The organism is Achromobacter veterisilvae (assembly GCF_900496975.1).
Classification (GTDB): domain Bacteria; phylum Pseudomonadota; class Gammaproteobacteria; order Burkholderiales; family Burkholderiaceae_B; genus Achromobacter; species Achromobacter veterisilvae.
Genome location: NZ_UFQC01000007.1, coordinates 140,980 through 155,084 on the forward strand (window position 1 = coordinate 140,980; position 14,105 = coordinate 155,084).

The 14,105-nt window shown below is 66.6% G+C and carries 15 protein-coding genes; 8 read left to right on the forward strand and 7 right to left on the reverse strand.

Annotation, left to right across the window (positions count from 1 at the left end):
• Nucleotides 1–59: 59 nt before the first annotated feature.
• From AVE30378_RS08365 to AVE30378_RS08375, 3 genes are read right to left on the reverse strand one after another with little or no spacing between them, the layout of a single operon-like run.
• Entirely contained in the window at nucleotides 60–479 is a 420-nt protein-coding gene (locus AVE30378_RS08365) for a DUF6691 family protein (RefSeq protein WP_129240394.1), read from the reverse strand.
• 1 nt (nucleotide 480) lies between these two features.
• Entirely contained in the window at nucleotides 481–912 is a 432-nt protein-coding gene (locus AVE30378_RS08370) for a YeeE/YedE family protein (protein ID WP_129240395.1), read from the reverse strand.
• Nucleotides 909–1,244, reverse strand: coding sequence for an ArsR/SmtB family transcription factor (locus AVE30378_RS08375; RefSeq protein WP_129240396.1), 336 nt, complete (start codon nucleotides 1,242–1,244; stop codon nucleotides 909–911). The genes AVE30378_RS08370 and AVE30378_RS08375 overlap by 4 nt, the downstream gene beginning before the upstream one ends.
• A gap of 124 nt (nucleotides 1,245–1,368) precedes the next feature.
• On the opposite strand from AVE30378_RS08375, the gene AVE30378_RS08380 reads away from it, so the two are divergent.
• From AVE30378_RS08380 to tenA, 8 genes are all read left to right on the forward strand, one after another.
• Nucleotides 1,369–2,232: an MBL fold metallo-hydrolase gene (locus tag AVE30378_RS08380; protein WP_129240397.1), complete on the forward strand. Its 864-nt coding sequence runs from the start codon at nucleotides 1,369–1,371 to the stop codon at nucleotides 2,230–2,232.
• 106 nt (nucleotides 2,233–2,338) lie between these two features.
• Nucleotides 2,339–3,805 (forward strand): polyphosphate:AMP phosphotransferase, encoded by a 1,467-nt coding sequence (gene pap / locus AVE30378_RS08385; RefSeq protein ID WP_129240398.1) that lies wholly within the window; start codon nucleotides 2,339–2,341, stop codon nucleotides 3,803–3,805.
• A 22-nt stretch (nucleotides 3,806–3,827) separates the two neighbouring features.
• On the forward strand, nucleotides 3,828–4,277 hold the full coding sequence (locus AVE30378_RS08390; protein ID WP_129240399.1) for a GNAT family N-acetyltransferase: 450 nt from the start codon (nucleotides 3,828–3,830) through the stop codon (nucleotides 4,275–4,277).
• Nucleotides 4,274–4,738, forward strand: a complete 465-nt coding sequence (locus tag AVE30378_RS08395) for an HIT family protein (RefSeq protein ID WP_129240400.1) — start codon at nucleotides 4,274–4,276, stop codon at nucleotides 4,736–4,738. Before AVE30378_RS08390 ends, AVE30378_RS08395 begins: the two co-directional genes overlap by 4 nt.
• A gap of 93 nt (nucleotides 4,739–4,831) precedes the next feature.
• Nucleotides 4,832–6,052: a Na+/H+ antiporter NhaA gene (gene nhaA / locus AVE30378_RS08400; protein ID WP_129240401.1), complete on the forward strand. Its 1,221-nt coding sequence runs from the start codon at nucleotides 4,832–4,834 to the stop codon at nucleotides 6,050–6,052.
• A gap of 59 nt (nucleotides 6,053–6,111) precedes the next feature.
• On the forward strand, nucleotides 6,112–6,501 hold the full coding sequence (locus tag AVE30378_RS08405; protein WP_129240402.1) for a DUF488 domain-containing protein: 390 nt from the start codon (nucleotides 6,112–6,114) through the stop codon (nucleotides 6,499–6,501).
• A gap of 147 nt (nucleotides 6,502–6,648) precedes the next feature.
• Nucleotides 6,649–7,437 (forward strand): 3-hydroxybutyrate dehydrogenase, encoded by a 789-nt coding sequence (locus AVE30378_RS08410; RefSeq protein WP_129240403.1) that lies wholly within the window; start codon nucleotides 6,649–6,651, stop codon nucleotides 7,435–7,437.
• Nucleotides 7,438–7,528: 91 nt separating this feature from the next.
• Nucleotides 7,529–8,191 (forward strand): thiaminase II, encoded by a 663-nt coding sequence (gene tenA, locus AVE30378_RS08415; RefSeq protein WP_129240404.1) that lies wholly within the window; start codon nucleotides 7,529–7,531, stop codon nucleotides 8,189–8,191.
• A 50-nt stretch (nucleotides 8,192–8,241) separates the two neighbouring features.
• Here tenA and AVE30378_RS08420 read toward each other — a convergent pair whose 3' ends face one another.
• The 4 genes from AVE30378_RS08420 to AVE30378_RS08435 form a co-directional block, all read right to left on the reverse strand.
• Nucleotides 8,242–10,644: a TonB-dependent siderophore receptor gene (locus tag AVE30378_RS08420; protein ID WP_244234991.1), complete on the reverse strand. Its 2,403-nt coding sequence runs from the start codon at nucleotides 10,642–10,644 to the stop codon at nucleotides 8,242–8,244.
• A gap of 321 nt (nucleotides 10,645–10,965) precedes the next feature.
• Nucleotides 10,966–11,961, reverse strand: a complete 996-nt coding sequence (locus AVE30378_RS08425; protein WP_244234992.1) for a FecR family protein — start codon at nucleotides 11,959–11,961, stop codon at nucleotides 10,966–10,968.
• 11 nt (nucleotides 11,962–11,972) lie between these two features.
• A complete protein-coding gene (locus AVE30378_RS08430; protein WP_129240405.1) occupies nucleotides 11,973–12,479 on the reverse strand; it encodes an RNA polymerase sigma factor in 507 nt (168 codons plus the stop codon).
• A gap of 289 nt (nucleotides 12,480–12,768) precedes the next feature.
• A complete protein-coding gene (locus AVE30378_RS08435; protein WP_129240406.1) occupies nucleotides 12,769–13,530 on the reverse strand; it encodes a hypothetical protein in 762 nt (253 codons plus the stop codon).
• Nucleotides 13,531–14,105 lie beyond the last annotated feature (575 nt).

Sequence of the window (14,105 nt, forward strand, 5' to 3'; positions counted from 1 at the left end):
CCCGCCGCGTCGAGACCGCGTCGGCCTTGTTCCACGCGCGTGCGTGCCCGCGGGCCGGCCTACCGGCTTCTGGCTCTTTCCAGGATTGAAAATACCGCCATGCCGGCAAGCATGGCGGCCACGAACACCAGCGCCTGGGACACGCCGGCGGACGCCGCCACCAGCGCCGGGCCCGGGCAGAAGCCGGCCAGCCCCCAACCGGCGCCGAACGCCAGGCTGCCGAGCGCCAGGCGCGCGTCGATGCCGGCCGCGGCAGGCCAGCGCAAAGGCTCGCCCGACAGGCTGGTTCGGCGCCGCCGCAACACGGCGAAACCCGCGGACGCGGCCAGCACGGCGCCCCCCATCACGAACGCGAGCGACGGATCCCAGTCGCCGGCGAGGTCCAGGAAGCCCAGCACCTTGGCTGGGTTGGCCATGCCGGAGACGATCAGCCCCAACCCGAACACCAGGCCCGACGCGAAGGCGAACAATGCGTTCATGTCAGCCCGCCGCCAGATGCCGCATGGCGTAGACGACGCCGAAGCCCGCGGCCATGAACAGCGCCGTCGCCGCCAGCGAGCGGGGCGAGCCGCGCGCCACGCCGCAGACACCGTGGCCGCTGGTGCAGCCCGATGCATAGCGCGTGCCGATGCCCACCAGCAGGCCCGCGGCGATCAGGCGGGCCGTGCCGGCCTCGACCGCGATGACGGGCAGCGCGGCGCCGATGCGGTACAGCCAGGGCGCCGCGAACAGACCCAGCAGAAAGGCCGGCCGCCACGAACCGCCGCGCTCCATCGGCCACAGGCCGCCCAGGATGCCGCTGATGCCCGCGATGCGGCCCGCGCCGGCCATCAGCAGCACGGCCGCCGCGCCGATCAACAAGCCGCCCAGGGCGGACGGCGCGGGAGTGAAGGCGGACCAGTCCAGATTCACTTGAGTGACTCCATCGCGCGGCCGCAGTACAAACTCGATAGCGTCTTCATGACCTGGCTGACCTCGAAGCTGGCCATCTGGTAGTAGACGTACTTGCCCTCGCGCCGCGTCGCCACCAGCCCTTCATCGCGCAACACCCCCAACTGCTGGGACAGCGTCGGCTGGCGGATGCCGGTCAGGGCTTCGAGTTCACCCACGTTGCGTTCGTTCTGCACCAGTTGGCAAAGCAGCAGCAGGCGGTCTTCGTTGGCCAGCGCCTTGAGCAGGGCGCAGGCCTGGGAGGCGGATTCGCGCAGGACGGCGGCCTCGCACTCGGTCAGGACTTCGTTCATTTGGGCAGCATCGATCAGCCTAGGAAAGATTGATCATTATATTGACCAATAGAATATTCAACAATATTATTGAAATATATATATTGTTTTGAGCGCGCAGCGATGCGCCGCCAGGCGAGCGTCCATGTCCCCCCAGATCCAAGGCTTTTTCGATCCCGTCACCGCCACGATCACCTACGTGGTCCATGAACCGGCGCCGGGCGGCGCTTGCGCCATCATCGATTCGGTCCTGGACTACGACCCCAAGTCCGGCCGCAGCGGCACCGGCAGCGCCGACCGCGTGGCCGACTACGTGCGCCAGCATGGCTTGAAGACCGAATGGCTGCTGGAAACCCACGCCCACGCCGACCACCTGTCGGCCGCGCCCTACCTGCAGCGGCAGTTGGGCGGAGTCATCGCCATCGGTCAAAGCATCCAGACCGTGCAGGGCGTGTTCAAGAAGATCTTCAACCTGGAACCTGAGTTCCAGTTGGACGGATCCCAATTCGGCCATCTGTTCGCCGACGGCGAAACCTTCCGCATCGGCGGACTGACGGCGCGGGCCCTCCACGTGCCGGGGCACACGCCGGCCGACATGGCCTACCTGATCGGCGACGCCGCCTTCGTGGGCGACACGCTGTTCATGCCCGACGTGGGCACCGCGCGCTGCGACTTCCCCGGCGGCGACGCCCATCAGCTATACCGCTCCATCCAGCGCCTGCTGAGCCTGCCCGCCGGCACCCGGCTGTACATGTGCCACGACTATCCGCCCGCCAGCCGCGACGCGTCCTGGCAGACCACGGTGGCCGAACAGCGCCGCGCCAACATCCATGTGCGCGACGGCATCGGCGAAGACGATTTCGTCGCCATGCGCACGCGGCGCGACGCCACGCTCGCCATGCCCACCCTCATCCTGCCCGCCATCCAGGTGAACATCCGCGCGGGCCACTTCCCGCCGGCCGAAGACAACGGCGTGCGCTACCTGAAGATACCCGTCGACGCGCTCTGACCCCCGGGGCCGCCCCCGCCCGGACCGCATGTGCCGGGCTTGCGTGCCCCGCCCTTATCCCGCAAGATCGTCCGATCGCAGAATTGCCGACCAGACGGATCTCTCCATGTTCGCCGAAGCCGAAGCCGACCCCAGCCTCTCCAAGGAAGAATTCAAACCGCTGGAGGCGCGGCTGCGCGTCGCCCTGCTGAACGCGCAATACCAGCGCCTTGCCAGCGCCGAGAAGACGCTGCTGGTGGTCGTGGCCGGGATCGACGGCGCCGGCAAGGGCGCCACGGTCAACCTGCTCAACGAATGGATGGACCCGCGCCACATCAAGACGCTGGCCTATGGCCCGCGCGAAGGCGAAGCGCTGGAACGCCCGCCGCTGTGGCGCTACTGGAAGGACCTGCCGCCCAAGGGCAGCACCGGCATCGTGTTCGGTTCCTGGTACGCGCCGCTGATCCTCGAAGCCACGCGCAAGAAGCCCAACCAGGACAGCCTCGAGGCGCAGGCCGCGGTGATCCGGCGCTTCGAGGCGATGCTGGCCGCCGAAGGCGTGCAGATCGTCAAGCTCTGGTTCCACTTGTCGGCCGACGCCCAGAAGGCGCGTGCCAAGCGTCTCCTGGCCAGCCCGGAAACGTCATGGCAGGTCAGCCCCGTCGACCTGAAGGTCTACAAGAAATACGACCGCATCCGCGCCGCCGGGCAGTCGGTGCTGAACCGCACGGACAGCGGCCACGCGCCCTGGGTCGTGATCCCCAGCGCCGACGAGAACATGCGCGCCGCCCGCACCGCGGAGGCGGTGCTGGCCGCCATGCGCCAGCGCGGCGTGCCCCGCATCCCGCCCTCGTTCGTGGCCCATTCCCGGCCCATGCGCGTGGTCGACCGCCTGGGGCAACTGGACTACGACGCCAAGATCGACAAAGACGATTACGAATCCGAACTGGGCCTGCTGCAGGGCCGGCTGGCGCGCGCCGCGCGTTCCCGGAAGTTCCTGGACCGGTCCCTGGTGCTGGTCTTCGAAGGCCAGGACGCGGCCGGCAAGGGCGGCGCCATCCGGCGCGTGACGCATGCGCTGGACGCCCGCCAATTCGACATCACCCCCGTCGCGGCGCCCAACAGCGAAGCGCTGGCCCGCCCCTACCTGTGGCGGTTCTGGCGCCAGGTGCCGCGCCACGGCCGCATCGCCATCTTCGACCGTTCCTGGTACGGCCGCGTGCTGGTCGAACGCGTCGAGAAGCTGGCCGCGCCCGCCAACTGGCGCCGGGCCTACGCCGAAATCAACGACTTCGAGGAACAGTTGGCGGCCAGCGGCGCGCTGGTGCTGAAATTCTGGCTGGCGGTCACGGCGGACGTGCAATTGGAACGGTTCAAGGAACGCGAGAAATCGCCGTTCAAGAACTTCAAGATCACGGACGAAGACTGGCGCAACCGCGACAAATGGAAAGACTACGCGGCGGCGGCCAACGAAATGCTGACCCGGACCGACGTCGCCCATGCGCCCTGGCATCTGGTGTCCGCCAACGACAAGCGTTACGCTCGACTGCAAGTGCTGCGGCATATCGTCGAAGCCATGGAAGACCAACTCTGAAACGCCCGGGAGGCTGCAAGCCATGAGTACCGTAGAAATCCGTCCCATCGTCGCCGCCGACTTCGAAGCCTGGCTGCCGCTATGGAAAGGCTACCAGGACTTCTACCGCGTCGACATCGACGACGCCGTGACGCGCAATACCTGGGCGCGCTTCCTGGACGCGGCCGAACCCATGCACGCCGCGCTGGCCTACGACAGCGGCCGCGCCATCGGCCTGGTGCACTGGATCTTCCACCGGTCCACCTGGACCGCCGGCGACTACTGCTACCTGCAGGACCTGTTCGTGGCCCCGGACGTGCGCGGCACCGGCGCCGGCCGCAAGCTGATCGAACACGTATACGCGCAAGCCGCCGCGGCCAACTGCGCGCGTGTGTACTGGCTCACGCATGAAACCAACGCCACCGCCATCCAGCTCTACGACCGCATCGCCGACCGCTCCGGCTTCATCCAGTACCGCAAGGTGATGCCGTGAGCGCGCGCGACCCCAACTGTCCCCTGTGCCAGGAAGACGGCGGCACGCTGCTGTGGCGGGGGCCGCACTTGCGCATCATCGAGGTGGAAGATGCGGACTACCCCGGCTTCACGCGCGTGATCTGGAACGGTCACCTGGCTGAAATGACCAGCCTGTCCACGCACGGGCGCGAGCTGCTGATGCGGGCCGTGTACGTCGTGGAAGAGGCGCAGCAGGCCATCCTGGCGCCCGACAAGATCAACCTGGCCTCGCTGGGCAACATGGTCCCGCACCTGCATTGGCACGTGATCCCGCGCTGGCGCGGCGACCGCCACTTCCCCGATCCGATCTGGGCGCCGCCGCGGGTGCCGGCAGGCGCGGAATCCAGCGAATGGAAGGAACGGCAGGCGCGCGTGCAAGCCCAACTGCCGCGCTACCGCAACCGGCTGGTCGAGGCCATGAACGCCCTGCTCTGGCACTGACCCCGGCAGGCGCCGCGGCCCGCCGTCCTTTATTCAGCTAGAATTCAGGATCGCGCCGGACACGATCCCGCGGCACTCAAGGACGCCCAGACAGTGACAACGCCGGCTTCGGCCCGCCTCAAATCCCCCTCGTTCCTCCAGTCGTTCCTCCGCTCCGAAGCGCTGGGCGGCTACGTTCTCATGCTGGCCGCCCTGGTCGCGCTGGCGGTCGCCAACAGCCCCGCCGCCCCGTATTACTTCGGCGCGCTCGGAACCAAGCTGGGCTTCCAGGCGGGCCCGATCGTGCTCAAGGAAACCGTGCTGCACTGGATCAACGACGGCCTGATGGCCGTGTTTTTCCTGCTGGTCGGGCTGGAGATCAAGCGCGAAGTGCTGGACGGCCAGTTGCGCGGCGCCGCCCGCATCGTCCTGCCGGGCATCGCCGCGCTGGGCGGCATGGCGCTGCCCGCGCTGATCTACGTGCTGGTCAACGCCGGCAGCCCCGGCACGCTGCGCGGCTGGGCCATCCCCGCCGCGACCGACATCGCGTTCGCGCTGGGCATCCTGGCGCTGCTGGGCAGCCGCGTGCCGACATCGCTGAAGATCTTCCTGACCGCGCTGGCTATCCTGGACGACCTGGGCGCCATCGTCATCATCGCGCTGTTCTATACGTCGACGCTCAACACGTTCGCCCTGGGCATGTCGGGCGCCCTGCTGGCCTGCCTGTTCTGCCTGAACCGCGCGGGCGTATTGCGCCTGGCGCCCTATCTGCTGATCGGCGCGGTGCTGTGGTATTTCGTGTTCAAGTCCGGCGTGCATGCCACGCTGGCCGGCGTGGCGCTGGCGCTGGCCATCCCGCTGCGCCCGCAGAACCAGGGGCAGCCCGGCGCGCATTCTCCGCTACACGCGCTGGAACATGCCTTGCACAAGCCGGTTGCCCTGTTGATCGTCCCGCTGTTCGGCTTTGCCAACGCGGGCGTGTCCTTCGCCGGCCTGGGCCTGGGGAGCCTGGCGCAGCCCGTGCCGCTGGGCGTGGCCCTGGGCCTGTTCCTGGGCAAGCAGGTGGGCGTGTTCGGCTTTGCCTGGCTGGCCATCAAGAGCGGCATCGCCAGCCTGCCGCGGCATGCCACCTTTCCGCAACTGTACGGGGTCGCCCTGCTGTGCGGCATCGGATTCACGATGAGCCTGTTCATCGGGGCCCTGGCCTTCACCGACCCGGCCGCCGTGGACGCCACCAAGATCGGCGTCCTGACGGGGTCGCTGGCGTCCGCCATCGCCGGTTTCGCGCTGCTGCGCGCCTGCGGCGCGTCCCCCGGCCGCCCGGAAAAGCCGTGAAATGGCGCGGCGGGCGCTAAAGTAGGCGGGGTCAGCCGCCACGATCCCGAGGAGCCGCCATGAAACCGCCCGTCATCACCCTGCAGCGCGTCTACGAAGGCACCGGCCCGGCGGGCAGCTACCGGGCGCTCGTGGACCGCGTCTGGCCGCGCGGGCTGCGCCGGGCCGACCTGGGGCTGGACGAATGGGCCCGCGACCTCGCGCCCACCGCCGAACTGCGAAAGTGGTTCAACCACGTCGAGGAACGCTGGGAAGAATTTCGCCGCAAGTATCTGGCCGAGTTGGCCGCGCCCGAACAGCAGGACCGCATGGCCGCCCTGCTGGAGGCCGCCGGCAAACGGCCGCTGACCCTGCTGTACGGCGCCCACGACGCCGAACACAACCAGGCGGTCGTGCTGCGCGACGCCCTGCTGGACTACGCCCGCCATCACGGCAAACGGTCCGCCTGAGCCCTCCGGCGCGGCGCGGGCCCCCCCGCGCCGCCCGCGTTCAGCCTGCTCTCATGCTGAAGCGCTACCATCGAACCATGCTCCCTGCATCCGTGGGCGACGCGGCCCAGCCCGGCCCACAGTCAATCCCAACCTGGAGGTAACAGCATGCAGCATGACCTGAACGGAAAAACCGCCGTCGTCACCGGCGCCGCCAGCGGCATCGGCAAGGAAATCGCCCTGACGCTCGCGCGCGCGGGCGCGGCGGTCGCGATCGCCGACCTGAACCAGGCGGGCGCCGAGGCCGTCGCCCGGGAAATCGAGCAGGCTGGCGGCAAGGCCATGGGCGTCGCGATGGACGTCACCAGCGAAGAGGCCGTGAACCAGGGCATCGACCGCGTGGCCGCCGCCTATGGCGGCATCGACATCCTGGTCTCGAACGCCGGCATCCAGATCGTGAACCCCATCGAGAACTTCGCCTACGCCGACTGGAAGAAGATGCAGGCGATCCACGTCGACGGCGCCTTCCTCACAACCAAGGCGGCGCTCAAGCATATGTACAAGGGCGATCGGGGCGGCGTCGTCATCTACATGGGTTCGGTCCATTCGCACGAAGCCTCGCCACTGAAATCCGCCTATGTCGCCGCCAAGCACGCGCTGCTGGGCCTGGCCCGCGTGCTCGCCAAGGAGGGCGCGGCCCACAACGTGCGCTCGCACGTGATCTGCCCGGGCTTCGTGCGCACGCCCCTGGTGGAAAAACAGATCCCGGAACAGGCCAAAGAGCTGGGCATCAGCGAGGAAGACGTCGTCAAGAAAGTCATGCTGGGCGACACAGTGGACGGGGTGTTCACGACCGTCGAGGACGTGGCGCGGACCGCCCTGTTCCTGGCCGCCTTTCCCAGCGCCGCGCTCACCGGCCAGTCGTTCGTGGTCAGCCACGGCTGGTACATGCAATAGGACGGCAGGCCCCTGCGCCGTCTTTGGTACCCTAGCCCCTTACGGGCCGGCGCGTTCTTGCGCGCCGGCGGGCCTGTCTTGAGGAAACCCCATGTCTTTCAGTTCCGACGCCTGGGCGCGCAACGCCGCGCTGTACGAAAAAACGCGCACCATGCCGTTCAACCAGGAACTGGCCAGCGGCCAGCTCGATGAGAACGCCTTTCGCCACTACATGATCCAGGACGCCCACTACCTGGTCGCGTTCGGGCGCGCCCTGGCCATCGCGGCGGCCAAGGCCGACCACGCCGACGGCGTGGTGCAGTTCGCGGACGCGGCCAAGGGTGCCGTCATCGTCGAGCGCAGCCTGCACGCCGGCTTCATGAAGCAGTTCGGCATCGACGCGGCCACCTTCGAAGCCACGCCGCTGTCGCCCGCCAGCCACCACTACACCAGCTTCCTGATCGCCACCGCCTGGAGCGCCCCCTACCCGGTGGCGCTTGCGGCGCTGCTGCCGTGCTTCTGGATCTATGCCGAGATCGGCCGCGACATCCAGGCGCGCGCGGCCAAACCCAACCCCTACGCAGCGTGGATCGACGCCTACGCCGGCGAGGAATTCCACGCGCTGGTGCGCGCCGTCATCGCCACCGTGGACCGCAGCGCGGAAGCCGCGTCGGCGGAAACGCGCGAGGCCATGCATCAGGCCTACACGCATGCCGCGCAGTTGGAATGGATGTTCTGGGATTCGGCCTACCGCCAGGCCGGCTGGCCCGTCTGAGGCCCTGGCACGGCGGGCGCGCGCGTCCTGCCGCGCGCGCCCGATCCCATCTAGAACTGATAGCGCGTGGTCAGCAGGAAACTGCGCGGCGTGCCGTAGTAGTTGCCGCCGTTGTTGCCCTGCAGCGAATCGAAGTAGCGCTTGTCGAACAGGTTGTTCACATTCAACTGGACATCCAGTTGGCGGTTCACGCTGTAGCCGGCGACCAGGTCGACCACCGCGTAGGGCGACTGCTTCACGACATAGCCGGCGCTGCCGGTCAAGGATTGGGTCGTGATCTTGCTTTGCGCGCGCACGGCGCCGCCGACCCGCCATTTCTCGTACCCGCCGGGCAGGTGATACATCGCCGCCAGCTTGAACTGGTGCTGCGGGATGTAGCTGGCGTAGGGCTGGCCGGCCGCGCCGTCCACGCCGCCGCTTGAAACCTTGGCGCGGGTGTAGGAATAGCCGATCCCCACGTTCAGGCGCGGCAGCAATTCACCATTGATGTCGATCTCCACGCCCTCGCTCTTCACCTCGCCCACCGCGCGGTAGCAGTTGGTGGCGACGAAGCACGACGCGATGTCCGTAACCGCCTGCGGCAAGTTGGTCTGCGTGGTCGAAAACAGCGCGATGGCGGCGTTGACGCGCTCGTCCAGATAGCTGCCTTTCAAGCCGATCTCGTAGTTGGTGCCCTCCACCGGCTTGATCACGGTGCCGGAGGTGTCCAGGTAGTACTGCGGCTTGAAGATGCTGGAATAGCTGGCGTAGACCGAGTGGTTGTCGTTCAGGTCATAGATCAGCGCGGCGTAGGGCGTGAAATGCGCGTCTTCGCCGAACTTGCGATGGCTGCTCCAACTGCCCTGGGTCTGCTTGTTGTCGAAGTCGAACCAATCCAGGCGCGCGCCCAGGATCATGTTCAGCGGATCGGCCAGGCGGAAGCGGCCCGTGGCATAGGCCGACGTCAGTTCGGAGCGCTGGTCGCGCCGCCACATCGTGTCTTTGACGAAGTCCTGGCGGCGCAGGGAATCCGGGTCCCAGGTGTAGGGGTTGACGCCGGCGACCATCAGGTAGCCGTCCGGCTCGTCCAGATAGCTGTAGCCGTTGTCCAGCCAGCGGTCGTTGCGGTAGCTTGCGCCCACCGCGATCTCGTGCTCGCGGCCGAACAGCGTAATCGGGCCTTGCGCGGACAGGTCGAAGCTGCGCTGCTTCTTGTCGTAGTCGTAGCGGCCGCCCATCACGTCGTACATCACGCCGTCCTGCCCGTCGTAGCCGCCGTTGACGAAGTACGCGCCGTCCAGCGACGACTTGGCGTTGACGCCGCGGGCCGCCGCCCGCGCGATCCAGCCGTTCTCGAAGGTGTGCTTCAGTTCGGCGAAGAGACTGTATTCGCTTTTGTCCCAATAGCTCCACGACGGCGAGAACCGGCGCGACCGCCGGATGTCCAGCGGCGAGCCGTCCAGCGCGGTCGGCACGCCCATCCATTCGGAACCCGGGTTGTCCTCGCGGTTGGAGTACCCGCCCAGGGTCAAGGTGGTATGGGCGGCCAGGTCGATATCGACCACGCCGTAGTACAACTGCTTGCGGCTGCTGTAGCCATCGGTGAAGTAGTCCCGCGACTGCTGCGACGTCACGAAGCGGCCGCGCACGGAGCCGCTGTCGTTCAGCGGGCCGCCCGCATCGAGTTCGCCCGAGAAATTGTCCCAGTTGCCCGCGCGCGCGGTGGCGATGAACTGCGCGGAATCCGTCGGCTGCTTGCGCACGAAATTGATGGTGCCGGAAGGGTCGCCCATGCCGGTCATCAGGCCCGTGGGGCCCCGCACCACTTCCACGTGGTCGTACATGGCCGTCGTGCTGTAGGTGGACGTGTCCGTCTCATAGGAAACGGGCAGGCCGTCCAGCAGGAAAGTGTTGATCGTGAAACCGCGCGAGAAATAGCGCGACCGGTCGTTGCTCCAGTGGTTGACGGTGATGCCCGTGGTGCTGTTGGCCACGTCGTCGATCGTCTGCATGGCGAAGTCGTCCAGCTTCTGCCGCGTGACCACGCTGACGGATTGCGGTGTTTCCTGGATGGTCAGCGGCAGCTTGGTGGCCGTGCTCATGGCGCCGGTGGTGTAGGACCCCGTGCCCTCGGTGATCGAGTTGCCCTTGCCCACGACGGTGATGGTGTTCATCATCACGCTCGACGAATCCGCCTCGCGCGATAGGGATACGTTGCGGCCCGATCGTTCGAACGCGAGCCCCGAACCGGCCAGCAAGGCCCGCAACGCCTGATCGGGCGTCAGGCTGCCGGACACGGCGGGCGCGTTCAGCCCGCGGACCGTGTCGGGCGCGTAAGCCAGTTCCAGCGACGCCTGCGTCGCCAACTGCGTCAATGCGCCCTCCAGCGATTGCGCGGGAATATTGAGCGACAGCGGCGCCTCCTGCGCCCGGGCCGAGTGCGGCGGCAAGGCCAGCGCCAGCAGCAGGGACATGGCCAACACAGTCAGCCCGCGCGCCGGCGCCGGGCCACGCGGCCGGAGGCGCGCCGGGGTTTGGCGCGCAGCGCGAGAAAGGAATCCAGAGGGTTTACGGTTCACGGAACAAGCTTTCCAGAAGGGATCTTGGATCAACGCGCGCCAGTGGGCCGGTTGCGGCGAATCCTGACGGCGGGCAGCGGCATCGGAGCGATGCCCTTGGGAGACAGGACGCCTGTCGCCAACAAATCCCTGATGGAAAATCGCGGGTAATTAGTAATTATTTGTATCTTCAGTTGGCGTTTGCCTGACCCGGGCGGGCAGCCGCCGCGCGGGCCGCTACCGGCGCACGATCAGGGCCGCGCCATCCGCGCCGGTTTGCACGCGCACCGGCGCAATGGCCGGCAGCAGCGCCAGGAAGGCTTGGGGATTGTCGACGCTGAACACGCCGGAAATCCGGATCCCGGCCACGTCGGCGCCGGACACGCGGATCGGGGCGTGGCCGTACCGGTTCATTTCCGCCACCGCGTCCGACAGCGGCAAATCGCGGAAAACCGCCCTGCCCGCGTGCCAGGCCAAGAGGTTCCCGACGTCCAGCTTCCCGGGCGGCGCCAGCCCCCCGTCGGCCACGGTCCGAGTGCCCTGGCCCACACCGAGCAAAACCTGGCTGCGATTCCACCAGTGGCCGGCCTGAACCTCCACCCGGCCGGAATCCACCGCCACGCTCACCGCGTCGCCGTCGCGCCGCACGTTGAATCGCGTGCCCGTCACGCGGACGGTCGCCCCGCCGGCTTCGACGTAGAACGGCCGGCTCGGGTCGGGGGTGACGGAAAACGTGGCTTCGCCCGCCGCAAGCTCCACCACGCGCCGATCCGCATACAGCTTGACCGAAAGTTGCGTGCCGGTATTCAAGTCCACCACGGACGCATCCGGCAGGGACACCTGCTGGCGCTGCCCCGGCTGCGTGGCGTATTGCGCGGCGTAACCCGGGTCGCCCGCGAGCCAGCGGGGCAGTATCGCGGCCACGGCGGCGGCAGAGGCCAGGGCCAACCCCGCCATCAGCCGGCGGCGCGCCAGTGCGGGCCGGCGCGCTACCGCGGGCGGTTCCTGGACCAGGGCGCGCAGCCGGTCGGCGCCCAACCGTCCGCTGGCGTTCCAGATACCGCACGCGCGCCGGTACTCCCGGTCATGCGCAGGATCGGCCCGCCGCCACGCGTCGAATTTCCGGCGTTCGGCCTCGTCCATCCGCGCCGAATGCGCGCGGGCGAACCAATACGCGGCCGCGTCGCGCGGATCAAGCAAGGTGTCGGGGTCGATGGGGGTGGGGGTTGTCATTGCGCGGCAGGTCAATCCGGGCAAAAGTGTTGGAGCTGTTCGCGGACTTCCCGCGTGGCGTCCATGATATAGCGTTCAACCGTGTTGAGCGCCAAGCCCATGCGCTGCGCGACTTCGGGCTGCGTATAGCCTTCGAGGCGGCACCAGACGTAGGCCTGCCGCTTCTTCAGCGGCAGGCTGGCCAGCGCGCGCTCCAACGCGTCGGCCAGCTCGCTGGCCCGCACATTGGCCTCCGGATCGTACAGCAGCGCAAGATCGTCGTCCGCCAGCGCCTCCAGCGAGATCTCGTCGTGGCGCGTCTGCCGCCTGATCTCGCTGATCAGGCGGTTCCGCGTCGCCCGGTACAAATAGGACTTGCCGTTCAATACGCCGGAGCCGCCGCCGCTCAGCAGACCGGCCATGACGTCCTGCGCGGCATCCTCGGCGTCGCAGGGCCGCGAGTTGCGCTTGGCCCACGAGCCCACCAGCTCGCCGTAGTAGGCGAGCCATCCTTTCAGGTGGCGGGGAGGACGGGACATGGCGGTGGAAGCGGCAAATGCGTGAGTGCCGCAATATTAACAATGATTCTCAATTAGAAAACCATTGCCCCTTGCCTTTGCCCAACGCGGGCCCCTTGCTCCTGCGCCACGCCGCAGGGATCGACGGCGATGTGCCGACGAGGAATGCCGGCAAGGTGCCAGACTACAACCTTGCGGGCCGTCCACGCGGCCTGGGCGCGGATGGATTTATCCCTATCCGATCCCGATGATTGGGGTGGATGGAAAACGGGGGCTGATGCCCTGTCCCATGGAAAAACGCCATGCCTGCTTATTTCGCCGCCACCGGTTCGGAAAAGCGGAAAATCTCGGTATAGAGCGGCTCGCTCCAATAGTTCAACTTGGCGCTCAACTCTTCCCGCGCGCCCTGATAATCGCCAAGCAAACCCGCGTACGTCATGAAGGTTTTGTCCGACTCGCCGTAATACCGCGTGAACGACCGCGACATGAGCGCCTTGCCGTCGGCGTCCTTCAAGGCGTACTCGATGATCGTCACCGGCTTGTAGGTATCCGTGGCCGAGGTGGCGCCATAACCGGCGCTCAAGCGCAACAGCAACTGCATATACCCTTCCGTGGGCACCAGGTCCTCGGACATGCTCAGCGCCAAATCCTCGTTTCCACCCGGCCGCGTCACTTTCGTCACTTTGACCTGCCGCCCTTCTTGTTCCAGCAGATCGCCGACCTTCCGCGCAAAGTCCCGGTTAATGCTCTGATCGGGCAGGTTATCGGCAATCAGCTTGGAAAATTCTTCCGACCGCCGCACGGTGCGCGCCTTTGAATCCAGCGAGTGCGCCACATTGGCGGTCATACCCGCCAACAGGCCAATCGGCCCCAGAATGCCCAGCAAACCCGCCGATTTCGAACCGCCAAGATCCACCACGGCATAGTCGTCGGCATGGTAGAAGATCTCGACCTGCCGGCCCGACTGTATAGCCGCCCGATTGGCCTGCTTATCCAGTTCGAATTTAGGCGTGGGCTGCTGGACCGCGCAGCCGCCCAGAACAATCACTGCAATCGACAGTAGCTTCTTCATCTTTCATTCCATGCTCAGCCGCGGCTGCGGCGGTCCGGGGCGACAAGGTGGGACGGTCGGATGTCCGTCTATTTTTTTGAGCGGCATCCAAAAGCAAACGGCGTCCTGCCTCGGAAGGGCCCGGGGTTCCGGCCAATCGCTTCTGTGGAGAAAGGGGACCAATTGCCAACGGCAATGGGCGGGGATATCAAGAGTGGGATGGATGCCGTAGTGCTTAAGCCGTTGCTTGGAATTTAGAGTGCCGGCAGCACATTTCCAATCAGACTTGTCTGAATTCTGTGATTTCGTCGACTCGTCTTCTCTATCGAACGCTCAAATCCGTGGAACAAAAATCCCTATCAGCTTCTCAATAGACTTTGAGCTTGAAAAGAGCCTTCTTGGTATCTCTGGAGACAAATGCATCTTCTACACCCCTTCTCTCGATAAGTTGGGAATTTTGATATTTCCTCACGCTTTACTTCCACAAGAATGTTGCCTTTACGATCGACCATACCCGCCTTCTTCCGGGCTCGTTGGAAATAAGGCGTCAGACAGACGCCTGATCTGTGACACCTTATCTGTGAAATCCACTGGCA